Here is a 26927-nt window from a genome sequence, read left to right on the forward strand (position 1 = left end):
CAATAAAGCGTCCTTAAAACGTATTCTTCACATCCTGAAGTTTAATTTCTACCTAACCACACCATGATTACCGACACCATAAATAATGCCACCCGCTACGCTGCCTTGCATCCCAACTTTGCCGAGGCCTTCCATCTGTTGCAGACCCTAGATTTTGCCAAACTGCCGGACGGCCAAGTGCCATGCGAGAATCCCAATATCCGTATTTTTATCGGCAGTGAGCCGATGAGGACTAAAGGCGAAGCTCAGCCTGAAGCGCACTTAAAACATATTGATATACAAACGCCGATTGATGGCAGCGAAACATATGGCTGGATAGACAGAGGCCGTCTGAAAAACGGTTTAGGCTACAACGAAAAGCGCGATATCGAGTTTTTCGACTGCGAGCCGGAAACTTGGCTGACCTTGGAGCCCGGCGAATTTGCGCTATTTTTCCCGAATGATGCGCATGCTCCATTGGTCGGCGACAGATCGAACATACGCAAAGTTGTTTTTAAAATCCGTGTTGAAACCGAATGTCTATAATATTTCAGACGGCCTTATCCCCTTATTCAGGACACAATATGTCTTTTTTCAGCAGGTTGTTCCGCTCCAAACCTAAATTAATGACTTGGCAGGAATTTGTCGAATACTTTGCCCGTCGCATTCAAGAAGAATTGGATCTTGAAGCAAAAATCGACTGGGGCGAAACTATTGCGTCTTCGCCCACCATTGTCCAGTTTTCCGAAGACGATGAAGCATCGTTCAGCACATATTTGAGCAACCATTACACAAGTTATCTGCAAAATCCCGAGGCGTTGGAGGCGATTGTTGCAGCCAATTTAGCGGTTATCTATAAGATTCAAGATACTGATGCCAGTGTTTCAGCACAACAAATTCTTCCAACGATTAAAAATACGATTTATCTGGAAAACGCCAGACTGATTACAAATACGGATGAAACCGAACCTGCCGATTACCTGGTATACAAACCGATTGCGGGCGATATCATGTTGCTTTAGTATGGTGGATACGGAAGAATCCATGCATACGCTCAATCGTGAGCATATGAAAGAGGCCGGTATTGAAGATGAGGATGCCTTGTATCGTACCGCCATGGATAATTTGCGCCAACAGATGGATGGACATGTCCAAATTCATCATGCTGAAGGTTGGTCATTGGCTCAAATCCATTTGGATAACGACTATGATGCTTCCCTGATTTTGCTTTTGGACGAAGTACTTAAAGACGATCCTATGCTGCCGGCCAACCCCGTTTTTGCAGTCCCGACACGCAACGCCCTGCTCGTTTGCAGCCCGTCCGATGAAGAAGCTTTGCAGGCGATGGCGAATATTGCCCTGCAGGCATTTGAAGACTCTGCCTACGCGATTTCTACCCAGCTTTACCAGTACCATAATGGTACAATCAGCGTTTTCAGAGCAAATTGATTTAAGGCCGTCTGAAAAACTGACGGCCTGCCCTTTACCTAAAACCTTCCCATAAGGAAACCCGAAATGACCAAACATATCGCTATCTTGCGCGGCGACGGCATCGGCCCTGAAATCGTTGCAGAAACCGTCCGTGTACTCGACAAACTTATCGAACAAGGTTTGGATGTCAGCTACGAATACGCGCCTTTGGGCGGCGAAGCCTATGACGAATACGGCCATCCTTATCCAGAATTCACGCAAAACCTTTGCCGTAAAGCCGATGCGGTCCTGCTTGGTGCAGTCGGTTCTCCTCAATACGACAATCTCGACCGTCCGCTGCGCCCTGAACGCGGCTTGTTGGCCATCCGTAAAGACTTGAATCTGTTTGCCAACCTGCGTCCTGCCATTTTGTATAAAGAGCTGGCCAATGCTTCCACTCTGAAACCGGAAATCGTCGCCGGCCTCAACATCCTCATCGTACGCGAACTCACCGGCGATATTTACTTTGGCGAACCGCGCGGCATCCGTGTTTTGGAAAACGGCGAACGCGAAGGCTACAACACCATGAAATACAGCGAAAGCGAAATCCGCCGTATTGCCCACGTTGCCTTCCAATCTGCCCAAAAACGCAGCAAAAAAGTCTGCTCCGTAGGCAAAGCCAACGTTTTGGAAACCACCGAACTGTGGCGCGAAATCTTTGAAGAAATCGGCAAAGAATACCCTGATGTCGAGCTCTCCCATATGTACGTCGACAACGCTGCCATGCAGTTGGTACGCGCGCCCAAACAATTTGACGTGATTGCCACCGGCAACATCTTCGGCGACATCCTCTCCGACGAAGCGTCCATGCTGACCGGTTCCATCGGTATGCTGCCTTCCGCTTCTTTAGACGAAAACAGCAAAGGCCTGTACGAACCGTCTCACGGCTCTGCTCCTGACATTGCCGGTCAAAACAAAGCCAATCCGCTGGCAACCGTTTTGTCCCTTGCCATGTTGCTGCGTTACAGCCTGAACGACGAAGCACGCGCGCAACAAGTTGAAAACGCCGTACAAAAAGTACTGCAACAAGGCTTGCGTACCGGCGACATTTATGAAGAAGGTACCAAACTGGTTTCCTGCTCCGAAATGGGCGATGCTGTATTGGCCGCTTTGTAAGAGGCCGTCTGAAAAAAGCGTGGGATCAATCCCGCGCTTTTTTCTATACGAAAACTTGAAACCATAAAAAAGGGCGTGTCTTCACACGCCCTTTCGTCTTATTTCAGACAGCCTTAAGATTGAAGCAATCAACCTTTTTTATGTTTGCCGCCAAAGCCGTCGTTAGACTTACGTTTACCTTTAAAGCCTTCACCGCCTTTTTTGAAACCGTCAGACTTCTTGAAACCGTCTTTCTTAAAGCCGTCTTTCTTGAAACCGTCTTTTTTATGGCCTTCGCCGCGAGCTTTACCACCGAAACCTTCTTTAGCCGGTTTCTTATCGCCACGCCAACCGCCGAATTTACGATCGCCCCAGCCGCCTTTGCCTTTCGGTTTGCCACCGGCAGATTTGCGTTTGCGTGTCGGCTCCATGCCTTCGATGGTCAGCTCAGGCAATTTGCGGCCGATGTATTTTTCGATTTTGTGTACTTTGACGTATTCGTTTACTTCGGCAAAAGTAATCGCAATACCGGTACGGCCAGCGCGACCGGTACGGCCGATGCGGTGAACGTAGTCTTCAGCCTGTTTCGGCAAGTCGTAGTTGATAACGTGGGTAATGGTCGGTACGTCGATACCGCGTGCGGCTACATCGGTAGCAACCAAAATTTTGCAGCGGCCTTTGCGCAAATCCATCAGCGTGCGGTTACGCCAGCCTTGCGGCATATCGCCGTGCAGGCAGTTGGCGGCAAAACCTTTTTCGTACAATTCATCCGCGATGACTTCGGTCATGGCCTTAGTGGATGTGAAAATCACGCATTGGTCGATATTGGCATCGCGCAAGATGTGGTCGAGCAGGCGGTTTTTATGGCGCATATCGTCACAGTACAACAACTGCTCTTCGATTTTGCCTTGATCATCCACACGCTCAACTTCGATGGTTTCAGGGTCTTTGGTCAGTTTGCGCGCCAGTTTGCCTACTGCGCCGTCCCAAGTGGCGGAGAACAACAAAGTCTGACGGTCGCTAGGCGTCGCTTCAACGATGGTTTCGATGTCGTCGATAAAGCCCATGTCCAGCATACGGTCGGCTTCGTCAAGAATCAGCACTTCCAAACGATCAAAGTCAACTTTACCGCTCTGCATCAAATCCATCAGACGGCCCGGAGTAGCGACAATCAGGTCAACCGGTTTGCTCAAAGCACGGGTTTGGTAGCCGAAAGATGCGCCGCCGACAATGCTGACAGTACGGAACCAACGCATATTTTTAGCATACGCCAGCGCGTTTTTTTCCACCTGAGCCGCCAGTTCGCGGGTCGGGGTCAATACCAAAGCGCGCGGGCCTTTGCCTGGTTTTTCGCTGCGCTTGGTCAGTTTTTGCAAAGTCGGCAGCAGGAAGGCTGCGGTTTTGCCTGAACCGGTTTGTGCCGAAGCCATAATGTCGCGGCCGTCCAAAGCAAACGGAATCGCTTGCGCCTGAATCGGGGTCGGGCTTTCATAACCCTCGCTGCTTACGGCAGACAAAATGTTTTTATCAAGGTTCAAATCGGCAAATTTAATAGACATATCTATCCTAAGAGACAACAACGCGCACGCCTGAACAATTTCAGACGACCTGAAGCAAAGGAAAGTAACGATACGGGAAATGTGAAGTTACAGGGTTGTCGCAAGCATCTTGCTTGTGGTTAACATCGACGACAACCTGCACAGAAAAGGCTTTGCAAATATGCAAGCAATAAAAGAAACGCGCCCGAAACGGCGGTTTAGGTTGGATGACGATGGCTTCGTATCAAAAGGCGAACGGCGGATAATATAGATTTTATGGATAACAGTCAAGCAAAAAGGCATCAAGTGCGTTAAAATCCAACCCCTTCCCAATACTTAATTCAGGCCGTATGAAACCATGACCGACATTACCCCCTTTGCCAACCGCTTGGGCAAAAACATCAAACATCTTATGAAATGGGCCAAACGCAACGATATCGAAGCCTGGCGCATTTACGACCGCGATATTCCCCAATTTCCCTTTGCCGTCGATGTTTACGGTGACCAAATCCATCTTCAGGAATACGATACCGGCTGGCTGATGCAGCCCGAAGAATACGAAGCATGGCTTGCCGATGTATTGGAAGCTATTGGTTTTGTGACCGGTTTTGCGCCCGAACAAATCCACCTCAAACGCCGCGAACGTCAAAAAGGTTTGCAGCAATACGAGAAAACCGGCAAAACCGGCGACGATTTCGTCATCACTGAAAACGGCCGCAAGTTTTGGGTCAACCTCGACAAATACCTCGATACCGGCCTTTTCCTCGACCACCGCAACACGCGCAAAAAAGTCGGCGAAACCGCAGCGGGCAAACGCTTCCTCAACCTGTTTTCCTACACAGGTAGCTTCACCGTCTATGCCGCAACCGGTGGCGCGGTATCCAGCGAAACCGTCGATTTATCCAACACTTATCTCGAGTGGGCAAAACGCAATTTCGAACTAAACGGCATCGACCCCGAACAACACAAAATCGTCCGCGCCGATGTGTTCCAATACCTGCAAAATGCCTCAGACGAAGGCAAAAAGTTCGACCTGATCGTCATGGACCCGCCCAGCTTTTCCAACAGCAAAAAGATGCTCGACATCCTCGACATCCAGCGTGACCATAAAAAGCTGATTGACGGCGCAATGAGCCTGCTCGCTTCAGACGGCATTCTGTATTTCTCCAACAACCTGCGCAGTTTTGTGTTGGACGATTCGGTCGCGGAACAATACACCGTCAAAGACATTTCCAAACAGTCCGTTCCCGACGATTTCCGCAACAAAAAAATACATCAATGCTGGGAAATCAAGCATAAATAAGCATCAGGCCGTCTGAAAGCCAGTTTTCAGACGGCCTGATTGCCATATTGAATCTCTCAATCAATAGGCGCATAATTGAAAAAATTGTTGACAATATTAAAAGGAAAAGAAAATGCAAAACTACCTGACACCCAATTTCTCATTCGCCCCCATGATTCCGGAACGCGCGCTCGGCAGCCGGGTTTGGGATACCGAAGGACGAGAATACATTGACTTGTCAGGCGGTATTGCTGTGAATGCGCTGGGTCATTGTCATCCCGATTTGGTCGCAGCCTTGGCCGAACAATCGCAAAAACTCTGGCACATTTCTAATATCTATACCACCCAACCGGCGCAAGAATTGGCCAAAAAACTGGTCGAAAACACCTTTGCCGACAAAGTGTTTTTCTGCAATTCCGGCGCAGAAGCCAATGAAGCCGCGTTGAAACTGGCGCGCAAATACGGCCGCGATCATTTTGGCGAACACAAAACCGAAATTATCTCCTGCCTCAACAGCTTCCACGGCCGCACCCTGTTTACCGTATCCGTCGGCGGCCAGCCCAAATACAGCAAAGACTACGCGCCGCTGCCGGCCGGCATTACCCACGTTCCCTTCAATGATGTTGCCGCATTGGAAGCAGCCGTCAGCGACAAAACCTGCGCCGTGATTATCGAGCCGATTCAAGGTGAAAGCGGCATTCTGCCTGCCACTCAAGAATATCTGCAAGCCGCACGCCGTTTATGCGACAAACATGGTGCTTTGCTGATTTTGGACGAAGTACAAACCGGCATGGGTCATACGGGCAAACTGTTTGCCTACGAGCATTACGGCGTAACACCCGATATTCTCAGCTCCGCCAAAGCCTTGGGTAGCGGCTTCCCGATTGGCGCGATACTGACCACCGATAAAATCGCCCCAACCTTCGGTCCCGGAACACATGGCTCGACCTTCGGCGGCAACCCAATGGCGTGCGCGGTCGGTAGCCGTGCGTTTGACATCATCAATGCGCCCGAAACATTGGCACACGTTGACCAACAAGGCCAAAAACTTCAGACGGCATTGCGTGAATTGGGTGAAAAGACCGACATATTTAAAGAAGTCCGCGGCATGGGCTTGCTGCTCGGCTGTGTGTTGGCGGACAAATACGAAGGCAAGGCTTCAGAAATCACCGCCGCCGCTTTAAAACACGGCCTGATGGTACTGGTTGCCGGCGCCAATGTGGTGCGCTTTGCCCCCAGCCTGCTGCTGAACGATGAAGACATGGCCGAAGGCTTGAAACGTTTTGAAGCAGCCTTGGCCGAATGGTTGGCCTGATTTTTAAAACCTAATATTCAAATCAACCGACAGATTTGTTCCTAATTAATGCCATATAGTAAAGGCCGTCTGAAAGACCGTTTGAGTTTTTCAGACGGCTTTTTTTCAATATTGAAAACAACATCCGCCTACATGCTTTGTCATTTGATGTTTGTTAAAAATCGTACCGCCTCTTCGTGTTACGCTCGGTAAACAATTTGATTTTTCGAAGAAAAGGAGCAGGAGATGGTATCGTTGAAAACCCAAATCGCTGGTTTTTCTCTTGACAACTGCCTGATGAACGCCGCTGGTGTGTCGTGTATGACTGTTGAGGAATTGGAAGCGGTCAGACAGTCTTCGGCAGGCACTTTCATTACCAAGACCGCAACGCTTACCCCGCGTCAAGGCAACCTCGAGCCGCGTTATCGGGACGTCCCTCTCGGCAGCATCAATTCGATGGGCTTGCCGAATCAAGGCATTGATTACTATCTAGATTACCTGCTTACCCTTCAAGAGTCTCAGCCGGAACGGACATTTTTCCTATCACTGGTCGGCCTGTCGCCCGGCGAAACACATATCCTGTTGGAAAAGGTGCAAAACAGCGGGTTTAACGGCATTACCGAACTCAACCTATCCTGCCCAAACGTCGCCGGCAAACCGCAAATCGCCTACGACTTTGAAACAACCGAGATGATCTTGGATAATGCCTTTACCTACTTCGACAAGCCCTTGGGCATCAAATTGCCGCCGTATTTCGATATTGCCCATTTCGATCAAGCGGCAAAAGTGTTCAACCGCTATCCCCTAAAATTCGTCAATTGTGTCAACTCCATCGGCAACGGCATGTATATCGAAGACGAATCCGTCGTGATCCGCCCGAAAAACGGCTTCGGCGGTATAGGCGGTCAATACATCAAACCGACCGCGCTCGCCAATGTCCACGCGTTCTATCAAAGATTGGATTCATCTATCCAGGTCATCGGAACGGGCGGCGTTTACAGCGGTCGTGATGCGTTTGAACACATCTTGTGCGGCGCAAGCATGGTGCAGATCGGCACGGCGTTACACCAGCAAGGCGTAGACATTTTTGAACGGGTTTCCCTTGAATTAAAAGCCATCATGGCGCAAAAAGGCTATGAGAAGCTGGAAGACTTCAAAGGCAAATTGAAATATTTTGCATAGGGTTTACTCTAAAAAACGACCAAGGCCGTCTGAAAATTTCAGACGGCCTTGTTGTATAATTGCTCCCCACATTACCCGTCTTCCCCCTTCAATGAAACTCAACCCCCAACAGCAAGCTGCGGTCAAATATCTAGGCGGCCCCCTGCTCGTCCTTGCTGGCGCAGGCAGCGGTAAAACCGGCGTAATTACGCAGAAAATCAAGCATTTGATTGTCAATGTCGGCTATCTGCCGCATACCGTCGCCGCGATTACCTTCACCAACAAAGCCGCCACGGAAATGCAGGAGCGCGTCGCCAAAATGCTGCCCAAATCGCAAACGCGCGGGCTGACGATTTGCACCTTCCACTCTTTGGGCATGAAGATTCTGCGCGAAGAAGCCAATCAAATCGGTTACAAAAAAAACTTTTCCATTCTCGACTCTACCGACAGCGCCAAAATCATCGGTGAGCTCTTGGGCGGTACGGGCAAAGAAGCCTTATTCAAAGCGCAGCATCAGATTTCCCTATGGAAAAACGATTTGAAAACGCCCGAAGACGTGCTTCAGACTGCCTCCAATGCTTGGGAAGAACAAATCGCGCGCGTGTATGCGAGCTATCAGGAAACCCTGCAAAGCTATCAGGCGGTGGACTTCGACGACTTAATCCGCCTGCCCGCCGTGCTGTTGCAGCAAAACAGCGAAGTGCGCAACAAATGGCAGCGGCGGCTGCGTTATCTATTGATTGACGAATGCCAAGACACCAACACCTGCCAATTTACCCTGATGAAGCTCTTGACCGGCGCGGAAGGCATGTTTACCGCCGTCGGCGACGACGACCAATCCATCTACGCATGGCGCGGCGCAAACATGGAAAACCTGCGCAAAATGCAGGAAGACTATCCGCAGATGAAGGTCATCAAATTAGAACAAAACTACCGCTCCACCGCGCGCATTCTCAAAATCGCCAATAAAGTTATTGAAAACAACCCCAAGCTGTTCACGAAAAAACTTTGGTCGCAGTTCGGCGAAGGCGAAATTGTCAAAGTCGTTGCCTGCCAAAACGAGCAACACGAAGCCGACTGGGTTGTCAGTCAAATCGTCAAGCAGAAGCTGGTCGGCAGCGACAAAACCCAATACGCCGATTTCGCCGTGTTATACCGTGGCAACCATCAGGCGCGGATTTTTGAAGAAGCCTTGCGCAGCGCGCGCGTTCCCTACCAGCTTTCCGGCGGACAAAGCTTTTTCGACAAAGCTGAAATTAAAGACGTTTTGTCCTACTTGCGCCTGCTTGCCAACCCCAATGATGATCCTGCCTTCCTACGCGCCGTAACCACGCCCAAACGCGGCATCGGCGACGTCACACTGGGAAAGCTCAACACCTACGCGCACGAACACGAATGCAGCCTATATGAAGCCGCGCAAACCGAAGAAGCGCTTGCCCTGTTGAACCATACCAACCGCCAACACCTGCAAGCCTTCATGGATATGATTGAAAACTACCGCGCCAAAGCCGAAACCAGCGAAGCAGGCGAGCTTATCCACAACCTACTCAAAGAAATCGACTACGAAAACCACTTGTTGGCCAACGAAGAAGGCAAAGCAGGCGAAATCAAATGGCGCAACGTTACCGACCTGACCGGCTGGCTGGAACGCAAAGGCGAGCAGGACGGCAAAAACATCATCGAGCTTGCCCAAACCATTACCCTGATGACGCTTTTGGAGGGTAAAAGCGAAGAAGAAGTCGATGCCGTCAAACTCTCCACCCTGCACGCCTCCAAAGGCTTGGAATATCCCTACGTTTTCCTCGTCGGCTGCGAAGAGGGCATACTGCCGCATAATGACAGCATAGAAGAAGACAATGTCGAAGAAGAACGCCGCCTGATGTACGTCGGCATTACCCGCGCCAAACGCCAACTTACACTGACCCACTGCCTCAAACGTAAAAAACAAGGCACATGGCAGTTCCCCGAGCCGAGTCGCTTCATAGATGAAATGCCGCAGGAAGACATCAAAATCCTAGGCCGCAAAGGCGGCGAGCCGATTGTGAGCAAGGAAGAAGGAAAAAGTAATTTAGCAGGATTGCTGGATATGTTGGGAAACAAAAGAAAAGGATAAAGCAAGGCCGTCTGAAAGTAAGGTTTCAGACGGCCTTATTGTCAGCAAAATGTCGAATTCAACAATCAAATAATTTTTACTTTATACCTTTATGCTCATCTACTCCCATTCCTCCCGATTATTCAAAAATAAACAAAAATAATCGAGTAATCAGGTACAAAATAAAAAACTAGGCGGCACGATTGCCTTATTCCCCTTCAGTTTACAAGCAAAAATTGTCAACACTTGAAGTATAAATTCACAAGCAAAATTGCATTTTTCAGGTATAATAATGGATTCCCCAACTGCATTTTGTGAGCTGAATCCATGTCTGTTGTTCTGCCCTTGCGCGGTGTAACCGCCCTTTCTGATTTCCGTGTTGAAAAACTCTTCCAAAAAGCAGCCGCCCTCGGCCTGCCTGAAGTCAAATTAAGCAGCGAATTTTGGTATTTTGTCGGTAGCGAAAAAGCACTTGATGCCGCGACAGTCGAAAAACTGCAAGCCTTACTGGCAGCGCAAAGCGTTGAACAAACGCCCAAAGCGCGCGAGGGCTTGCATTTATTTTTGGTAACGCCCCGTTTGGGCACCATTTCTCCTTGGGCTTCCAAAGCAACCAATATCGCCGAAAACTGCGGTTTGGAAGGTATTGAGCGTATCGAACGCGGCATGGCCGTATGGTTGGAAGGTGCGCTTACCGACGGGCAAAAACAACAATGGGCAGCCCTGTTGCACGACCGCATGACCGAAAGCGTATTGACCGACATCGATGCAGCGGCGCAACTGTTCCACCACATCCAATCGGAAACCTTCTCCAGCGTAGATGTATTGGGCGGCGGTAAAGAGGCATTGGTCAAAGCCAATACCGAAATGGGCTTGGCGCTTTCAGCCGACGAAATCGATTATCTGGTTGAAAACTATCAGGCTTTAAACCGTAATCCGTCCGATGTTGAATTGATGATGTTTGCGCAGGCAAACAGCGAACACTGCCGCCACAAAATCTTCAACGCCGATTTCATCCTCAACGGCGAAAAACAACCGAAATCCCTTTTCGGCATGATTCGCGACACGCACAACGCGCATCCCGAAGGCACAGTCGTTGCCTATAAAGACAATTCGTCCGTGATTGAAGGCGCGAAAATCGAGCGTTTCTATCCGAATGCGGCGGAAAACCAAGGCTACCGTTTCCACGAGGAAGACACCCATATCATCATGAAAGTGGAAACGCACAACCACCCGACCGCCATCGCGCCGTTTGCGGGCGCGGCAACGGGCGCGGGCGGTGAAATCCGCGATGAAGGCGCGACAGGCAAAGGCTCACGTCCGAAAGCGGGCTTGACCGGCTTTACCGTCTCCAACCTGAATATCCCTGGCTTGGAGCAGCCTTGGGAACAAGCCTACGGCAAACCCGACCATATTGCTTCCCCTTTAGACATCATGATCGAAGGCCCGATCGGCGGCGCAGCGTTCAACAACGAATTCGGCCGTCCAAATCTCTTGGGCTACTTCCGCACTTTTGAAGAGAAGTTTGACGGCCAAGTTCGCGGCTACCACAAACCGATTATGATTGCCGGTGGCTTGGGCAGCATTCAGGCACAACAAACACACAAAGACGAAATCCCCGAAGGCGCGTTACTGATCCAACTGGGCGGCCCGGGCATGCTCATCGGCTTGGGCGGCGGCGCGGCTTCTTCCATGAATACCGGTACAAACGACGCGTCTTTAGACTTCAACTCCGTACAACGCGGCAACCCCGAAATTGAACGCCGCGCACAAGAAGTCATCGACCGCTGCTGGCAGCTCGGTGACAAAAACCCGATTATCTCCATCCACGACGTTGGCGCAGGCGGCCTGTCCAACGCCTTCCCTGAACTCGTCAACGATGCCGGCCGCGGCGCGGTATTCAAGCTGCGCGAAGTGCCGTTGGAAGAACACGGCCTCAATCCGCTGCAAATCTGGTGCAACGAATCGCAAGAGCGTTATGTGTTGTCGATTTTGGAAAAAGATTTGGACACCTTCCGCGCCATCTGCGAACGCGAACGCTGCCCGTTTGCGGTAGTCGGCACGGCGACCGACGACGGCCATTTGAAAGTGCGCGACGACTTGTTCTCCAACAACCCCGTCGATTTGCCGCTGAACGTCTTGCTCGGCAAACCGCCCAAAACCACACGCAGCGACAAAACCGTGAGGTCGTCTGAAAAACCATTTAACGCCGGCGATATCGACATCACCGAAGCCGCCTACCGCGTTTTGCGCCTGCCTACCGTAGCCGCCAAAAACTTCCTGATTACCATCGGCGACCGCAGCGTCGGCGGCATGACCCACCGCGACCAAATGGTCGGCAAATACCAAACCCCCGTAGCCGACTGCGCCGTTACCATGATGGGCTTCAACACCTATCGCGGCGAAGCGATGTCTATGGGCGAAAAACCAACCGTCGCCCTGTTTGACGCGCCTGCTTCGGGCAGAATGTGCATCGGCGAAGCCATCACCAACATCGCGGCGGTCAACATCGGCGACATCGGCAACATCAAACTTTCCGCCAACTGGATGGCGGCGTGCGGCAACGAGGGTGAAGACGAAAAACTCTACCGCACCGTCGAAGCCGTCTCTAAAGCCTGTCAGGCATTGGATTTGAGCATCCCCGTGGGCAAAGACAGCCTGTCGATGAAAACCGTTTGGCAAGACGGCGAAGAGAAAAAATCTGTCGTCTCGCCGTTGAGCCTGATTATTTCCGCGTTCGCGCCAGTTCAAGACGTGCGCAAAACCGTTACGCCCGTATTAAAAGACAATGCCAATTCGTTCACTATTCTGCTGATGATTGACTTAGGCAACAACAAGTGCCGTATGGGTGGGTCTGCACTGGCTCAAGTGTATAACCGAAGCGGCGGCGAAGCACCTGATATTGATGCAGGCCGTCTGAAAGCGTTTTATCAGTTAATTCAGCAACTCGTTCAAGAAGATAAGTTGCTGGCCTACCACGACCGCAGCGACGGCGGTTTGTTTGTGACTCTGGCAGAAATGGCATTTGCTTCTCGCCGTGGCATGAATCTCGACCTGCTGACAATGGTAAGTAAAAATATTAACGTTCAAAACGAGTATTACTCGTCTCAAGAATGGCAAAAATTTGTCCTAACTACCCTGTTTAACGAAGAATTAGGAGCCGTTATTGCTGTTCACGCTGCCGACCACGAATATATTTTCAATTTGTGCGAGAAACTGAATCTCACGCTGCACCATTTGGGAGAGTTTGCCGACAGCGGCCATATGGTCATCAATGCAGGAGAAGAAATTTTCAATCAATCCCTTACCGACCTGCAACGCGCATGGCAGGAAACCAGCCACGCCATTCAACGTCTGCGCGACAACCCTGCCTGCGCCGACAGTGAGTTTGCCCTGATTGACGACAACGACCGCAGCGCATTGTTTGCCGACGTGAAGTTCGACGTGAACGAAGACATCGCCGCGCCTTTCATCAACAGCGGAGCAAAACCCAAAATCGCCATCCTGCGCGAACAGGGCGTAAACGGACAAATCGAAATGGCCGCCGCGTTTACCCGTGCCGGATTCGATGCCTACGACGTGCATATGTCCGACCTGATGGCAGGCCGCGTTCACCTTGCCGACTTCAAAATGCTGGCGGCGTGTGGCGGCTTCAGCTACGGCGACGTACTCGGCGCAGGCGAAGGCTGGGCGAAATCCATCCTGTTCCACCCTGCTCTGCGCGACCAATTTGCCGCCTTCTTCGCCGACCCGAACACGCTGACATTGGGCGTGTGCAACGGCTGTCAAATGGTCAGCAACCTTGCCGAGATTATCCCGGGCGCAGAAACATGGCCGAAGTTCAAACGCAACTTGAGCGAACAGTTTGAAGCGCGCCTGAGTATGGTTCATGTTCCAAAATCCGCATCGCTGATTCTGAACGAAATGCAAGGCTCCAGCCTGCCTGTCGTGGTCAGCCACGGCGAAGGTCGCGCCGACTTCGCGCTTCACGGCGGCAATATCTCCGCCGATTTGGGCATTGCGCTGCAATACGTCGACGGACAAAACCAAGTGACCCAAACTTATCCGCTCAACCCTAACGGCTCGCCTCAAGGTATTGCTGGTGTGACCAACACCGACGGCCGCGTTACCATCATGATGCCGCATCCGGAACGCGTATACCGCGCCGCACAAATGAGCTGGAAACCGGAAGACTGGACGGAATTGTCCGGCTGGTATCGCCTCTTTGCCGGCGCAAGAAAAGCTTTGGGCTAAATCGTGCCCTGATTAACTGATTGGCAAGAAAAGGTCGTCTGAAAACCTCAAATTAAGGTTTTCAGACGACCTTTTTGAAAATAAACAACTTCATAGAAATTATGGAAAACAATTTGGAGAAACTTATGTCTGATATAAAAATTTTTAAAGATATGCCAGATGATGGAGCTTATATTGACTGGCTTAAGAACAATAAAAATGGTTTTGTACTAAACATAGACAAAGGTGGAACCCAATCCATATACCCTATGTTACACAAAGCTAGTGGTGGCTGTAACAGCTTTCCTACTGAACGAAAAGACAAAAATTGGACGACAAACGATGCAGATTATTTTAAAGTTTGTTCCAACTCCCGTAAGAAACTCAGTGAGTGGAGTTGGAGTGAATACGATAGAGAAAACAGATGTAAAACTTGTTTTAAAAAGGAATTAGACGAAGAAAAGACAGCTTGGCTGACTGAAGAGCAAAATTTTTACACGAATTCTATCCCGCACTTAGGAAAAAATATAGCTGAACTCAAAAACCGTTTAGCCTCCGAAACTAGCCCAGAAAAGCAAACCGAACTAAAAATCTTAATAAAAGTCCGCAGAGGGCAAGATCAATTCCGACAAGACCTACTCAAACTATATCCGAGCTGCCCGCTAACAGGTCTAGATATTCAGTCTTTACTTATTGCCAGCCATATTAAACCTTGGAGCAAGTGCAACAATGAAGAGCGTTTAGATCCCTCCAATGGTCTGATGCTCGCACCCAATATCGACGCATTATTCGATAGCGGTCTGATTACGTTTGATACCGACGGTACGATAAAAATCAGTCCAAAAATCGATCCGGAAAATCAAGAGCGGCTTGGAATTTCTCGCGATATGAAATTAAAAATCGAACCTGAAAGCGAAAAATATTTCAAGTATCACCGCAACCATGTTTTCCAAAAAGAAGAATAAATAGTGTTGAACAGTCCGTTGATTTAAGGTCGTCTGAAAACGATTTAGCGAACCCCACTATATTTGTTTTCAGACGACCTTTTTGCGTCCTTTTGTATACGAATACTAACCAACCGCCGTCATTCCCGCGCAGGCGAGAATCCAGACCTCTGCATTTCAGAAATATTTAAAGACTACTGTGAATCCAAACTTCTGGATTCCCGCCTGCGCGGGAATGACGGCGGCGAAGTGTTTTTTGGATTCCCATTATCGGCATTCTATTAGCGTATTCTGCAAGCAGAAGCATCATTCCGTATAATCATAATCCCCCTTAGCTCCCCATCAGCTATAATCGACATATTCAGACGGCCTTTCCCGACATTATGACTCGACAAGCCTTTATCCTCAGCGATTGCGAATTTTCCGAATGCGGAGAAAAGCCTTACGCCCTGTTGACCGCGAATCCGACGAAGGAACACCACTTCATTGCCCAAACCGAGCAGCGGCAACATGCGCATAATCCGCAGGTCAGCCCGCAAAACCAAAACGTTTATCGCTTGCCGCTGTCTATGTTCCATACTGGCGAAAAAGCCCGCGTTAAAGAACAAAACCGCAGCGAAGCGATAAGCGTCAACATCATCGGCAATTTGGCGGCGAAAAACCTCTATACACTGACCTTTGTCGAAGACTCCGCCAACCAATACAATCTGGAAAGCTGGTTCAACCGTCATGAAAGCGGCTACGAAGAGGCTTGCAACCACCTGCGCACCTTACCTGCAGGCCGTCTGAAAACAACTACGGCAAATGCCGATACCATCAAAGTACCGGATGCCTTGTGGCGGATATTGCGGCTGAAGTTCCTCGGCATTCTGCGCAATCCGCACAACCATAAAAACCTGTTTGCCCACCGCCTGCACCAAACACTTCGGGCGCGGCTGCCGGAAGTCGGTTTTGAATTTGTCCGCTTGATCAGCAAACGCGATCCCAAGCGCATCGAAGCCATTATGCAGGACTACCGTTTCACCTTTCTCGGCTATGTCGATTGGCTGGGCGGGCTTTACGGTATGTTGAGCGAAGGCGTGACGCAGCCGTCGTTGTTTGAACGGCTATTTTGCAACATCTTTGCCGAACCCGAAGCCGTGAAAATCGAATTGTTCCGCTATCTGGAAAATACGGGGCTGTGCCTGTTTGGCGACAGCAGTTTCTGCCTGCAAGCCTCGGCCAAGCTATTCAGTGTCGGCGTTAATATTTCGCACGATATGTTTGCCGTCGTCCATCTGCAAACCGACCGTTGGCACGCGTTTAAAAATACCTTTCATCACGACGCGCCCAAACTGCAAGGCCAAGTGCGGATTATCGACGGCAACCAAACCCAAAGATTGCTGTTTAACCAACTGTGCATCCATCAAGCCCATGAAGCCGTGTTCGGCCAAAGCCCGAATATCAAAGATTATTTAGAGGCCGTCTGAAACCCCCAAGCAGAAGAAAGCATATGAAAATCACGCCAATCCAAGCCCTAAACGACAACTACATCTGGATGATTCAAGAAGGCAACCATGCCGCCTGCGTCGATCCGTCCGATGCCACGCCCGTTTTGAAATTCCTCGTCCACAACCGCCTGATGCTGGCGCAAACATGGATTACCCATCCGCACCCCGACCATACCGGCGGCGCAAAAAGCCTATTCCACGGCTTTTTAGAATCCCCGATCTATGGCGAAAGCGACATCGACGTAGCGACGCATACCGTTACCGCAGGTACGCAGTTCCCGTTTGGCGAAGGTTTGGTTACCGTTTGGGCAACCCCCGGCCATACCGACCGCCACATCAGCTATCTGCTGGAAAATTCAGACGGCCTGCACGTTTTCTGCGGCGATACCTTGTTCTCCGCCGGTTGCGGCCGCGTATTTACCGGCACAATCGAGCAGCTTTACGACAGCCTCCACCGATTCAACCAGCTGCCCGAAGAAACGCTGTTTTATCCGGCGCATGAATACACCGCCTCCAATCTGCGCTTTGCCCAGCATATCGAGCCGGACAACACCGACATTCAGACGGCCTTGGCCGCAGCCGAACACACGCCGACACTGCCTGTCAGCCTGGCGCACGAACGCAAAGTCAATCCGTTTTTCCGCGTACACCTGCCCCAAGTTCAGGCACGCGCCGAAGAATTGAGCGGACGAAAATTAAACAGCGAACTCGAAGTCTTCGCAGCCCTGCGTGAATTAAAAAATCAATTTTAATTGGGCTTAGTTCCTAAAGAATAAGGCCGTCTGAACAATATCTGTTCAGACGGCCTTTATTATTTAGGGATTATTCCCATTCAATCGTGGCAGGCGGTTTGCCACTGACATCATAAACCACGCGGTTGATGCCTTTGACTTCATTGATGATGCGGTTGGACACGCGGCCGAGCAGCGAGTATGGCAGCTCAGCCCAGTGCGCAGTCATAAAGTCGCTGGTAATCACGGCACGCAAGGCAACGACGTAATCGTATGTGCGGCCGTCGCCCATCACGCCGACGGATTTCACAGGCAGGAATACGGCGAAGGCTTGGCTGGTTAGGTCGTACCAAGATGTGCCGTTTTCATCGGTAGTATTGCGCAATTCTTGAATGAAAATATCGTCTGCTTGACGGAGCAAGTCGGCGTATTCTTTTTTCACTTCGCCCAAGATACGCACGCCCAAACCCGGGCCGGGGAACGGATGGCGGTACACCATTTCGCGCGGCAGGCCCAAAGCGACGCCCAATTCGCGTACTTCGTCTTTGAACAAATCGCGCAAAGGCTCAAGCAGCTTGAGCTTCATGTTTTCAGGCAGGCCGCCGACGTTGTGGTGGGATTTGATGGCGTGGGCTTTTTTGGTTTTTGCGCCTGCGGATTCGATTACGTCAGGGTAAATCGTACCTTGCGCCAACCATTTGGCGTTAGTGAGTTTTTTCTCTTCAGCGTCAAATACTTCAATAAATTCCGCACCGATGATTTTGCGTTTTTTCTCCGGATCGGTCACGCCGGCCAGTTTCGCCAAAAACTGCTCTTCGGCGTCAACGTGAATCACGCGTACGCCCAAGTTGCGGGCAAACATATCCATCACCATTTTGCCTTCGTTCAAACGCAACAAACCGTGGTCAACAAATACGCAGGTCAGTTGATCGCCGATGGCACGGTGAATCAGCGCGGCCGCTACGGAAGAGTCCACGCCGCCGGACAAACCCAAAATTACTTCGTCGTTGCCAACCTGTTCGCGGATTTTGGCAACAGCTTCTTCGATGTAGTTCGGCATGGTCCAGCTTGGTTGTGCACCGCAAATATCCAAGACAAAGCGGTTCAACAGCGCGCGGCCTTGTTTGGTATGGGTCACTTCAGGGTGAAATTGGATGCCGTAGAATTGTTTCTCAGCGTTTTCCATCATGGCAATAGGGCAAGATGGTGTGTCGCCGATGACAGAGAAGCCGGTAGGCAGTTTGGAAACTTTATCGCCATGGCTCATCCAAACGTCGAGCGTGTTTGGCGCATCGTCTTGAATGCCGCGTGTCAGCTCGCTGTCAATGGTTTTAACCTGTGCATAACCGAATTCGCGTTGGTTTCCCGGGGTAACTTCGCCGCCCAAGTGGTGCGCCATAAATTGCATGCCGTAGCAGATGCCCAAAACCGGAATGCCCAAATCAAAAATACCGGTATCGGCTTGATAGTCGGATTCGTAAACGGAATTAGGACCACCGGAGAGGATAATACCTTTCGGGTTGAAAGCTTTGATTTCTTCCAAAGGCATGTCGAACGAATGCAGTTCGCAGTAAACGTGGGCTTCGCGCACGCGGCGGGCGATCAGCTGGGTAACTTGCGAGCCGAAGTCGAGAATAAGGATTTTGTCTTGGGTCATGGCGGAAACTTTGCAAAATGTAAGAAAACGGTGCGACCGGGAGGGTAAATTTCAAATTTAAACCACAATAAAAAAGGCCGTCTGAAACGGCGGATTATACCATTGTTCAGACGGCCTTTATAGGGCAAAACCCAAATCTCTCATCTTTCTATTTTGTGTGTTTCTCAGGAATCATATCGCTGCGCGAGAGCAACAGCAGGCAACCCAACACAACCATGCCGATGGCCAATAACGGCGAGAGGTAAATCCAGTAACTCATGTGCAGATAAATGGCTGTACCGATATAAACCAACATCGGACCGGAAACGATGGACTGTTTGTTAATGCCGTCCATAATCAATACGACAAAGCCCAAAATAATTAATGCGCCGGCAATCATTGTCGATGTCGCAGGCAAAATATCAGTAGCGCGTAAAAACCAAATCGCACCAAAGATAATCAAAAATAAAGGCAGAAAAAGTGAGGGACGGGACATAACAACGCTCCGTAAAGGTTTCAGACGGCCTGTATTATTGGGTGCGTCGGCCATGCAGGCAAGATATAAAAATGCAATCTTGTGTGTAATTATGCAAAGGTTAGCTCAGCAAAAAGGCCATCTGAACCGCGGCAAACCGAAATCAAATATTTCAATTTCCCCTGTTATAGACGGCCTTTTAAATCATCAGGCTTTGCCGGTGCTGCCGAATCCGCCTTCACCGCGCTCACTGGCGGCAAACTCGTCCACAACTTTAAACGCGGCTTGGACAACCGGCACAATCACCATTTGCGCGATACGCTCCATCGGCTCGATGGTAAACGCTTCTTTACCACGGTTCCACAGAGAAACCTTCAATTCTCCTTGATAATCCGAGTCAATCAAACCGACCAAATTGCCCAAAACAATACCGTGTTTATGACCCAAGCCGGAACGCGGCAATAAAACGGCTGCGTAAGCAGGGTTGGCCAAATGCACCGCCAAACCGGTTGGAACGAGATACACATCGCCCGGCTGCAATACAACGACTTCATCCAAGCAGGCACGCAAGTCCAAACCGGCAGAACCGGGCGTTGCATAAGCAGGCAGGAAATCGGCCATTTTCGGATTTAAGATTTTCAGTTCGACTTCGGTTTGCATGACAGGACTCCGTATTGTTCTATATTGGAAAGGGCTACGATTATACACAAATGCCCTTGAGGCCGTCTGAAAAAACGGAGTATGATTCAGTCAGACCTAAGGAGGAAAATCATGGATCTGCACAATATCCGCGAAGATTACAGCAAACGCGAGCTGTCGGAAGCCGAATGCCACGCCGACCCTATTGTCCAATTCGAGCAATGGCTGAACGAAGCGATTCACGCTGAAGTCAACGAGCCGACCGCGGTCAACGTTGCCGCCGTGGGCGAAGACGGCAGGCCAAACAGCCGCATGGTATTGCTGAAAGAAGTCAACCCCAAAGGCTTTGTCTTCTTTACCAATTACCACAGCCGCAAAGGCCGCTCCTATACGGCACACCCTTTTGCCGCCATGACCTTTTTCTGGCCGGAACTCGAACGCCAAGTACGCGTTGAAGGACGCATTGAAAAACTCGACGCCGCCGCTTCGGACGAATATTTTGAAAGCCGCCCGTATACCAGCCGTATCGGCGCATGGGCAAGCGCGCAAAGCGAAGTAATTTCCAGCAAAGCCGTATTAGTGGCCAAGGCCGCGGCCGTCAGTGTCAAACACCCCCTGCATGTTCCCCGCCCGCCGCATTGGGGCGGATACCTCGTCATTCCCGACCGTATCGAATTTTGGCAAGGCCGCCCCAGCCGCCTGCACGACCGTATCCAATACCGCCTGGTTGACGGCAACTGGATACGCGAACGCCTTTCGCCATAATTTTCGGATTTTCAAACAAAAATTTACTGGTTGAGTTACAATACAACCTTTCATCGGCAGGCCGTCTGAATTTGATTTTCAGACGGCCTTTTCCCCCAATCCAACCCCTGCCGCAACCGCCGCAGAAGAACCGCTTTTTCAAGCGAGTTAGGAAAAATCATGTCCAAACAGCCTTCCAGCAAACGCCAATGGCGCGACGGCGTATCGTCTACCGCCAAAAAACCTTCCAAACCGGCCAAATCCTTTACCAATAAAAAGCGTCCAGACGACGAACGCAAAACATCAGGCAAACCTTACGGCCAAAAAGTTTCAGACGGCCCCAAAGCTCAAAATACCGCGCCTAAACAACGTGCCGCCAAAGCCAAAAAACTGGTTGTCCGCAACCCCAACCAAAAAATCATGGAGCACGCCCGCGATTTGAAAGAACGTCGCAGCGACCTTTCACGCTTCGAACCCGAGCGCCTGCAAAAAGTCCTGGCCGCCTCCGGCGTCGGCTCACGCCGCGAAATGGAAGAATGGATCAGCAACGGCTGGGTAACGGTTAACGGCCGCGTAGCCCAACTGGGCGAAAAAGTCACGCCCGACGACCACGTTACCGTCAAAGGCAGTATCATCAAACTCAAATGGGCAGACCGCCTGCCACGCATCATCCTCTACTACAAACAAGAAGGCGAAATCGTTTCCCGCGACGACCCGCAAGGACGCGTCAGCATTTTCGACCGCCTGCCACAAGCAGCCAGCAGCCGCTGGGTAGCCATCGGCCGTTTGGACATCAATACCAGCGGCCTTTTGATCCTGACCACTTCCGGCGAGCTGGTTCAACGCTTTGCCCACCCCAGCTTTGAAGTCGAACGCGAATACGCTGTGCGCGTATTAGGCGAGTTGACCACCGAACAAATGCGCGTCCTGACCGAAGAAGGCGTCATGCTCGAAGACGGTTTGGCAAAAGTCGAACGCATCTACGAACAAGGCGGCGAAGGCGTAAACAAATGGTACAACGTCGTCATCAAAGAAGGCCGCAACCGCGAAGTACGCCGTATTTTTGAAAGCCAAGGCCTGACCGTCAGCCGCCTCGTCCGCGTAGGCTTCGGCCCCATCGGCCTGCCAAACCGCCTCAAACGCGGCCAGTTCTACGAACTCAATCCGGCAGAAGTCGCCAACATCATCAAATGGGCGGATATGCTGCTGCCGGGCGAACGTCGCCGGAAGAAAAGTTAATGTAAGGTAAATCGGGGCTGAGGCCTTTACAAAATCGTCTCAGCCCGACAAAATCTTGCCCAAGTCATAAAAATAGTGGGTTAAGTTTAGACCAGTACTGCATTGCTCCGCCTTGTTCTGATTTAAACTTAACCCACTGTTCACACACTAAAACTTAAAAAAAGTGACTCAGCGCCAGCGTTGAATCTACCAATACACTGCCAATAACACTTTTAACAATCAGCATGTGATATTTCCCAGGAGCTTAAATCATGCCCCGTTTCTTCCTGAAAACCGTTTCCATACTCACTTTAGCAGCTTTGACAGCGTGTTCCGGCCCACTCGACCGATCAGACTCGTCAACCGAAAATCTTCATGGCGCACCAGGCTCAGCATTGCCTGCTGCTGCCGTTGCTGAAGAAAATCTGTCTCTTGCAGAAAACACTGAACGCTACCAAGAACAACCCGACCAACCGGTCAAATCCGTTGCCCAAGAGCCTGTTTCTACATTCAGCATCGATGTCGATACCGGCAGCTACGCCAACGTCCGCCGATTTCTGAACAATGGAGAACAGCCGCCCAAAGATGCCGTGCGCATTGAGGAAATCATCAATTACTTCCCTTATAACTATCTGCTGCCTACTGACGGCCGTCCATTTGCCGTTCATACCGAAACCATTGATTCTCCATGGCAACCGGAAGCCAAGCTGATCAAAATCGGTATCCAAGCACAAGACACGGCAAAGAAAGATCTGCCGCCTGCCAATCTGGTATTCCTTGTGGACGTATCCGGCAGTATGAATACAGAAAACAAACTTCCGCTGGTTCAAAAAACGCTACGGATCTTGACCCAACAATTACGTCCTCAGGACAAAGTTACCCTGATTACCTATTCATCAGGCGAAGAGCTGGTGCTTCCGCCCACATCAGGTGCTGATAAAGAAACCATCCTGAAGGCCATCGACAAACTGAAAGCAGAAGGCTCGACTTCGGGCGAATCCGCTTTACGCATGGCCTACGAGCAAGCGCAAAAAGCCTTTATACCCAACGGCATCAACCGTATCCTGCTGGCGACCGATGGTGACTTTAACGTTGGTGTATCTGATACCGAAACGCTCAAATCCATGGTTGCCGAAAAACGTAAAACCGGTGTTTCACTCAGCACGCTAGGATTCGGTACGGACAATTACAACGAAGACATGATGGAACAAATTGCCGATGCAGGCGACGGCAATTACAGCTACATCGACAACGAAAAAGAAGCGAAAAAAGTTTTGCAACAACAACTGACTTCCACGCTTGCCACCGTTGCGCAAGATGTCAAAATCCAAGTCGAGTTCAATCCTGCTACTGTCAAAGAATACCGCTTGGTCGGCTACACCAACCGTACCCTGCGCAATGAAGACTTCAACAATGACAAAGTAGATGCGGGCGATATCGGCTCAGGCCACAGCGTGACCGCCATCTATGAAATCATTCCGGCAGGCAAAAACGGCTGGCTGAACGAATCACGCTATCAAAAAGCCCCTGTTGCCAAAGGCAGTAAAAACGAATACGCCTTTGTCAAAGTACGCTACAAACTGCCTGGGGAAAAAGACAGCAAGCTGATGGAACAAGCAATTCCCGTTGGCAGCAAACCGCTGGAGCAAGCCAATAAAGACACCCTGCTCGCCCTGGCTGCAGCCTCTTACGCGCAAGCTCTGCGCGGCGGTGAATACAACGGCAAACTGGGTTGGAGCGACATTGAAAAAATGGTACAGAAAGTCCAAGGCGATGATCCGTTTGAGCTGAAATCGGAATTTCTCCAATTGGTACGCATTGCCGCCGGTAGCGAAAAGAAATCAGGTCCTTTAGTTAAAGAATAAAACCTGAAAAAGGCCGTCTGAAAAACATTCAGACGGCCTTTTAATTAAACTTTTTATTTTTCCGATTTCAACACGCGTTGACGGCGGGTTTCGCTCAATACCATGCCTGCGCTGACGGAAACGTTCATGCTTTCGACTGTGCCAAACATCGGAATCGATACCAGCATATCGCAATGTTCTCGCGTCAGGCGGCGCATGCCTTCGCCTTCGTTGCCCATTACCCAAGCCACGCTGTCGGGCAAATCGCAGTGGTAAAGGTCAGAGTCGCCGCCCATGTCCGTACCAACAATCCAAATGCCGTATTCTTTCAGCTCACGCAAAGTACGGGCAAGATTGGTTACGGTAATATACGGCACGGTTTCCGCCGCGCCACAGGCAACTTTGCTGACAGTCGCATTCAGGCCGGCGCTTTTGTCTTTGGGCGCAATCACGGCATGTACGCCCATCGCATCGGCAGTACGCAGACACGCGCCGAGGTTGTGCGGGTCGGTAATGCCGTCTAATACCAGCAAAAACGGCGGTTCACTCAGGTTTTCCAACACATCTTCCAAGTGAACGTGGTTTTTGGAAGCATCGATAAACCCGACCACGCCCTGATGGCGCGCCCCTTTGCTGATGGCATTCAGGCGGTCGGCATCGGCAAAATGCACGCGTACGTTTTCAGAGGCCGCTTTATCCAATACATCGCGGGTGCGCGCATCGGATTTGCCCTCTTGGATATAGAGTTCGGTAATCGATTTCGGGTTTTGCCACAAACGGGCATTGACGGCGTGAAAGCCATAGATGAGTCGTTGGTTTGCCATGTTTTTGCTTTATCAAAAAATTCAGACGGCCATTATAACAAGTAAGGCCGTCTGAAAATTTTTTATTTCATCAAATAACCGAGTATGCCCGAAGTGCCAACGCCGATTAATACCGTTACCAACATCGAAAACCGGCTGGCGGCCAATACCGTCAAAGCAATGGCTATCAGCTCATGCGGTTTGTCCGATACAAAATAAGGCGCAATCACAGAAATCAACACACAGCCCGGCGCAGCCTCCATAACCACTTGCGCGCGACGGCTCAATGTACGGTTGCGCAATGTAAAAAAGCCGATTAATCGGGTTGAATAAGTAACGGCCAACATGCTTAAAAACAGCAGAAACGATTGCAGCGACAACAAATCCTTCATTTTTGCTCTCCCCACAAATACGCCGCCAACAAGCCTGACAACGTTCCAGCCGGAACATACCATGCGCCATCCACGGTCAAATAGGTTACACACGCCACAATCAGGCTGACAAACCAAGGGCGTGAAGCCGCAAAGCTCTTCCACATCCCGCGCAGCAACACCAAAAACACCGCAGGAAACGCCATGCCGAAGCCCCATGCCGCCACATCGCCGAACATCGGGCCGACTGCCGCGCCAAATGCTGCAAAACCAATCCACGTTACATACAAAATAAAACACACGCCCGCATAAAACGGCATATTGAATGCAGGCAAACCAAGCGCCTTGCGTTTTTGAATTTCAGACAAGGCCATCGCCCAGCTTTCATCGCACATTACAAACAGCGCAGGCATCGCCTTTTTCAGCGGCATATCCCTCATATACGGCGCAATCGCCGCACCCATCAGGATATGGCGCGAATTAATCATAAACGTAACCGTTGCAATCAGCAGAATCGGCAACGGGTCTGCCCACAGATTGACCGCGGCAAACTCCGAGCCGCCGGCAAAGTTCATGCCCGTCATCAGCAGCATTTCCAGCCAACTCATGCCTTTCTGCCCACCCTGCATGCCCAAAATCAGCGCCCACGGCAACAAGCCGATCAACATGGGGGAGCATTCTTTGATACCGCGCAGAAATTCCGATTGAGGAGTAGCAGTGTGATTCATTTTGATTGAAACGGTTTATTAAAAAGAAGCGACGTATTATAAAGCAGGCCGTCTGAACAAGGGTATAATACGGAAAAATTAGATTTATTTACGGAAACCGATATGACCCACACCGTCCATCTGCAGTTTGAAGAAATTGACAATACCGTGTTGCAACGCCTGTGCGGCGCGCTCGACAGCAATCTCGAAGCCTTAGGCAAAGCCCTTGATATCCAAATCAGCCGCCGCTTCGAACATTTCACCTTCATGGGCGAACTGGCACACGCCGGCCGTCGTGCCTTGCTGTCGCTTGCCGAAGCCGCAGAAAAAGGCGACTTGGACGACAACGCTATCAGCCTCGCGGCCGTTGAAGCAAAAACCGCAGATGAAAAACACGAAGAAAAACACCATGACCAACAATACTATTTCCGCACCAAACGCGGCAGCATCGGCGGCCGCACCCCGCGCCAAAACGGCTATATCCGCGCCTTGCTCAACCACGATGTCGTGTTCGGCTTAGGCCCTGCCGGTACGGGTAAGACCTATCTTGCCGTTGCCGCCGCAGTCGATGCCATGGAAAAACATCAAATCGAACGCATTGTTTTGGTTCGCCCTGCAGTCGAAGCAGGCGAAAAATTAGGCTTCCTGCCGGGCGATTTGGCACAAAAAGTCGATCCCTACCTGCGACCGCTTTACGATGCGCTTTACGATTTAATGGGCTTCGACCGCGTAACCAAACTGATGGAAAAAGGTTTGATTGAAATTGCGCCGCTGGCCTATATGCGCGGCCGCACCTTAAATGGCGCGTATGTCATTTTGGACGAAGCGCAAAACACCACGCCCGAACAAATGAAAATGTTTCTGACCCGTATCGGCTTCGGTGCCAAAGCAGTCATTACCGGCGACATCAGCCAAATCGACCTGCCGCGCAACATCAAATCCGGCTTAAAAGATGCACGCGAAAAACTGCGCGATGTAGAAGGCCTGTATTTCCACACCTTCACCAGCGAAGACGTTGTCCGCCATCCTTTGGTGCAGAAAATCGTCGAAGCCTATGAAGCAGCAGAAGAACAAGCTGAAAAGAAAAACGGCGAATAATTTTTTCAAACACTTCAGGCCGTCTGAAAATCAAATTTCAGACGGCCTTACTACATCATTCTCCGCATAATACTGCTATAATC

Annotated in this window: 23 protein-coding genes; 16 read left to right on the plus strand and 7 right to left on the minus strand. The window is 50.5% G+C overall.

From position 1 onward, the window contains the following. The first annotated feature begins 63 nt into the window (after positions 1–63). From ACTHS8_RS00225 to leuB, 4 genes are all read left to right on the plus strand, one after another. Positions 64–525 (plus strand): YhcH/YjgK/YiaL family protein, encoded by a 462-nt coding sequence (locus tag ACTHS8_RS00225; RefSeq protein ID WP_440372639.1) that lies wholly within the window; start codon positions 64–66, stop codon positions 523–525. Positions 526–563: 38 nt separating this feature from the next. Next, complete coding sequence (locus ACTHS8_RS00230; protein WP_440372640.1) at positions 564–1001, plus strand: hypothetical protein; 438 nt, start codon at positions 564–566, stop codon at positions 999–1001. 22 nt (positions 1002–1023) lie between these two features. Then, on the plus strand, positions 1024–1428 hold the full coding sequence (locus ACTHS8_RS00235) for a hypothetical protein (RefSeq protein WP_440372641.1): 405 nt from the start codon (positions 1024–1026) through the stop codon (positions 1426–1428). A 66-nt stretch (positions 1429–1494) separates the two neighbouring features. Further along, positions 1495–2565: a 3-isopropylmalate dehydrogenase gene (gene leuB / locus ACTHS8_RS00240; protein ID WP_440372642.1), complete on the plus strand. Its 1071-nt coding sequence runs from the start codon at positions 1495–1497 to the stop codon at positions 2563–2565. A gap of 128 nt (positions 2566–2693) precedes the next feature. Here the strand turns inward: leuB and ACTHS8_RS00245 are convergent, their stop codons facing one another. After that, the gene (locus tag ACTHS8_RS00245; protein ID WP_440372643.1) at positions 2694–4103 is read right to left on the minus strand and encodes a DEAD/DEAH box helicase; all 1410 of its coding nucleotides are present in this window, start codon (positions 4101–4103) and stop codon (positions 2694–2696) included. Positions 4104–4440: 337 nt separating this feature from the next. Here ACTHS8_RS00245 and ACTHS8_RS00250 point away from each other — a divergent pair, with 337 nt between their 5' ends. The 8 genes from ACTHS8_RS00250 (at position 4441) to gloB (ending at position 17330) form a co-directional block, all read left to right on the plus strand. Beyond that, the gene (locus ACTHS8_RS00250) at positions 4441–5385 is read left to right on the plus strand and encodes a class I SAM-dependent methyltransferase (RefSeq protein ID WP_440372644.1); all 945 of its coding nucleotides are present in this window, start codon (positions 4441–4443) and stop codon (positions 5383–5385) included. Positions 5386–5497: 112 nt separating this feature from the next. After that, a complete protein-coding gene (locus tag ACTHS8_RS00255) occupies positions 5498–6679 on the plus strand; it encodes an aspartate aminotransferase family protein (protein WP_440372645.1) in 1182 nt (393 codons plus the stop codon). Positions 6680–6904: 225 nt separating this feature from the next. Continuing rightward, entirely contained in the window at positions 6905–7840 is a 936-nt protein-coding gene (locus tag ACTHS8_RS00260) for a dihydroorotate oxidase (protein WP_440372646.1), read from the plus strand. Between the two features lie 91 nt (positions 7841–7931). Then, a complete protein-coding gene (gene rep / locus ACTHS8_RS00265) occupies positions 7932–9932 on the plus strand; it encodes a DNA helicase Rep (RefSeq protein ID WP_440372647.1) in 2001 nt (666 codons plus the stop codon). Between the two features lie 306 nt (positions 9933–10238). After that, positions 10239–14165 (plus strand): phosphoribosylformylglycinamidine synthase, encoded by a 3927-nt coding sequence (purL, locus tag ACTHS8_RS00270; protein ID WP_440372648.1) that lies wholly within the window; start codon positions 10239–10241, stop codon positions 14163–14165. Between the two features lie 125 nt (positions 14166–14290). Beyond that, positions 14291–15109, plus strand: coding sequence for an HNH endonuclease (locus ACTHS8_RS00275; RefSeq protein WP_440372649.1), 819 nt, complete (start codon positions 14291–14293; stop codon positions 15107–15109). 362 nt (positions 15110–15471) lie between these two features. After that, positions 15472–16557, plus strand: coding sequence for a hypothetical protein (locus ACTHS8_RS00280; RefSeq protein ID WP_440372650.1), 1086 nt, complete (start codon positions 15472–15474; stop codon positions 16555–16557). Positions 16558–16580: 23 nt separating this feature from the next. Then, positions 16581–17330 carry a hydroxyacylglutathione hydrolase gene (gene gloB, locus ACTHS8_RS00285; protein WP_440372651.1) on the plus strand — a complete coding sequence of 250 codons (750 nt, stop codon included), beginning with the start codon at positions 16581–16583 and terminating at the stop codon, positions 17328–17330. Positions 17331–17400: 70 nt separating this feature from the next. Here the strand turns inward: gloB and guaA are convergent, their stop codons facing one another. The 3 genes from guaA to dut form a co-directional block, all read right to left on the minus strand. Continuing rightward, positions 17401–18966, minus strand: coding sequence for a glutamine-hydrolyzing GMP synthase (gene guaA / locus ACTHS8_RS00290; RefSeq protein WP_250600435.1), 1566 nt, complete (start codon positions 18964–18966; stop codon positions 17401–17403). Between the two features lie 148 nt (positions 18967–19114). After that, on the minus strand, positions 19115–19441 hold the full coding sequence (locus tag ACTHS8_RS00295; protein WP_254346550.1) for a hypothetical protein: 327 nt from the start codon (positions 19439–19441) through the stop codon (positions 19115–19117). A 186-nt stretch (positions 19442–19627) separates the two neighbouring features. Then, a complete protein-coding gene (gene dut, locus ACTHS8_RS00300) occupies positions 19628–20080 on the minus strand; it encodes a dUTP diphosphatase (protein ID WP_440372652.1) in 453 nt (150 codons plus the stop codon). 111 nt (positions 20081–20191) lie between these two features. Here dut and pdxH point away from each other — a divergent pair, with 111 nt between their 5' ends. The 3 genes from pdxH to ACTHS8_RS00315 all read left to right on the plus strand — a co-directional run bounded on the left by pdxH (position 20192) and on the right by ACTHS8_RS00315 (position 23886). Next, complete coding sequence (gene pdxH, locus ACTHS8_RS00305) at positions 20192–20824, plus strand: pyridoxamine 5'-phosphate oxidase (RefSeq protein WP_137040735.1); 633 nt, start codon at positions 20192–20194, stop codon at positions 20822–20824. 159 nt (positions 20825–20983) lie between these two features. Continuing rightward, a complete protein-coding gene (locus ACTHS8_RS00310; RefSeq protein WP_440372653.1) occupies positions 20984–22042 on the plus strand; it encodes a pseudouridine synthase in 1059 nt (352 codons plus the stop codon). A 251-nt stretch (positions 22043–22293) separates the two neighbouring features. Then, positions 22294–23886 carry a VWA domain-containing protein gene (locus ACTHS8_RS00315; protein ID WP_314590068.1) on the plus strand — a complete coding sequence of 531 codons (1593 nt, stop codon included), beginning with the start codon at positions 22294–22296 and terminating at the stop codon, positions 23884–23886. A 53-nt stretch (positions 23887–23939) separates the two neighbouring features. Here the strand turns inward: ACTHS8_RS00315 and rlmB are convergent, their stop codons facing one another. The 3 genes from rlmB to ACTHS8_RS00330 form a co-directional block, all read right to left on the minus strand. Continuing rightward, the gene (rlmB, locus tag ACTHS8_RS00320; RefSeq protein WP_004520319.1) at positions 23940–24689 is read right to left on the minus strand and encodes a 23S rRNA (guanosine(2251)-2'-O)-methyltransferase RlmB; all 750 of its coding nucleotides are present in this window, start codon (positions 24687–24689) and stop codon (positions 23940–23942) included. Between the two features lie 62 nt (positions 24690–24751). Further along, positions 24752–25060, minus strand: a complete 309-nt coding sequence (locus ACTHS8_RS00325; RefSeq protein ID WP_314590071.1) for an AzlD family protein — start codon at positions 25058–25060, stop codon at positions 24752–24754. Beyond that, complete coding sequence (locus ACTHS8_RS00330; RefSeq protein WP_254322025.1) at positions 25057–25767, minus strand: AzlC family ABC transporter permease; 711 nt, start codon at positions 25765–25767, stop codon at positions 25057–25059. Before ACTHS8_RS00330 ends, ACTHS8_RS00325 begins: the two co-directional genes overlap by 4 nt. A gap of 102 nt (positions 25768–25869) precedes the next feature. On the opposite strand from ACTHS8_RS00330, the gene ACTHS8_RS00335 reads away from it, so the two are divergent. Beyond that, on the plus strand, positions 25870–26844 hold the full coding sequence (locus ACTHS8_RS00335) for a PhoH family protein (RefSeq protein ID WP_004520317.1): 975 nt from the start codon (positions 25870–25872) through the stop codon (positions 26842–26844). Positions 26845–26927 lie beyond the last annotated feature (83 nt).

The organism is Neisseria sp. P0016.S008, from assembly GCF_051957775.1.
Taxonomy (GTDB): domain Bacteria; phylum Pseudomonadota; class Gammaproteobacteria; order Burkholderiales; family Neisseriaceae; genus Neisseria; species Neisseria flavescens_B.

Bases quoted from the DNA above. Each gene is read 5' to 3' on its own strand.
- ACTHS8_RS00310 (WP_440372653.1), top strand. From the start codon at position 20,984: ATGTCCAAACAGCCTTCCAGCAAACGCCAATGGCGCGACGGCGTATCG.
- ACTHS8_RS00325 (WP_314590071.1), bottom strand. From the start codon at position 25,060: ATGAAGGATTTGTTGTCGCTGCAATCGTTTCTGCTGTTTTTAAGCATG.
- ACTHS8_RS00280 (WP_440372650.1), top strand. From the start codon at position 15,472: ATGACTCGACAAGCCTTTATCCTCAGCGATTGCGAATTTTCCGAATGC.
- ACTHS8_RS00230 (WP_440372640.1), top strand. From the start codon at position 564: ATGTCTTTTTTCAGCAGGTTGTTCCGCTCCAAACCTAAATTAATGACT.
- ACTHS8_RS00260 (WP_440372646.1), top strand. From the start codon at position 6,905: ATGGTATCGTTGAAAACCCAAATCGCTGGTTTTTCTCTTGACAACTGC.
- gloB (WP_440372651.1), top strand. From the start codon at position 16,581: ATGAAAATCACGCCAATCCAAGCCCTAAACGACAACTACATCTGGATG.
- ACTHS8_RS00275 (WP_440372649.1), top strand. From the start codon at position 14,291: ATGTCTGATATAAAAATTTTTAAAGATATGCCAGATGATGGAGCTTAT.
- ACTHS8_RS00315 (WP_314590068.1), top strand. From the start codon at position 22,294: ATGCCCCGTTTCTTCCTGAAAACCGTTTCCATACTCACTTTAGCAGCT.
- ACTHS8_RS00245 (WP_440372643.1), bottom strand. From the start codon at position 4,103: ATGTCTATTAAATTTGCCGATTTGAACCTTGATAAAAACATTTTGTCT.
- guaA (WP_250600435.1), bottom strand. From the start codon at position 18,966: ATGACCCAAGACAAAATCCTTATTCTCGACTTCGGCTCGCAAGTTACC.
- ACTHS8_RS00225 (WP_440372639.1), top strand. From the start codon at position 64: ATGATTACCGACACCATAAATAATGCCACCCGCTACGCTGCCTTGCAT.
- ACTHS8_RS00335 (WP_004520317.1), top strand. From the start codon at position 25,870: ATGACCCACACCGTCCATCTGCAGTTTGAAGAAATTGACAATACCGTG.
- pdxH (WP_137040735.1), top strand. From the start codon at position 20,192: ATGGATCTGCACAATATCCGCGAAGATTACAGCAAACGCGAGCTGTCG.
- purL (WP_440372648.1), top strand. From the start codon at position 10,239: ATGTCTGTTGTTCTGCCCTTGCGCGGTGTAACCGCCCTTTCTGATTTC.
- ACTHS8_RS00295 (WP_254346550.1), bottom strand. From the start codon at position 19,441: ATGTCCCGTCCCTCACTTTTTCTGCCTTTATTTTTGATTATCTTTGGT.
- rep (WP_440372647.1), top strand. From the start codon at position 7,932: ATGAAACTCAACCCCCAACAGCAAGCTGCGGTCAAATATCTAGGCGGC.
- leuB (WP_440372642.1), top strand. From the start codon at position 1,495: ATGACCAAACATATCGCTATCTTGCGCGGCGACGGCATCGGCCCTGAA.
- ACTHS8_RS00255 (WP_440372645.1), top strand. From the start codon at position 5,498: ATGCAAAACTACCTGACACCCAATTTCTCATTCGCCCCCATGATTCCG.
- ACTHS8_RS00250 (WP_440372644.1), top strand. From the start codon at position 4,441: ATGACCGACATTACCCCCTTTGCCAACCGCTTGGGCAAAAACATCAAA.
- ACTHS8_RS00330 (WP_254322025.1), bottom strand. From the start codon at position 25,767: ATGAATCACACTGCTACTCCTCAATCGGAATTTCTGCGCGGTATCAAA.
- dut (WP_440372652.1), bottom strand. From the start codon at position 20,080: ATGCAAACCGAAGTCGAACTGAAAATCTTAAATCCGAAAATGGCCGAT.
- ACTHS8_RS00235 (WP_440372641.1), top strand. From the start codon at position 1,024: ATGCATACGCTCAATCGTGAGCATATGAAAGAGGCCGGTATTGAAGAT.
- rlmB (WP_004520319.1), bottom strand. From the start codon at position 24,689: ATGGCAAACCAACGACTCATCTATGGCTTTCACGCCGTCAATGCCCGT.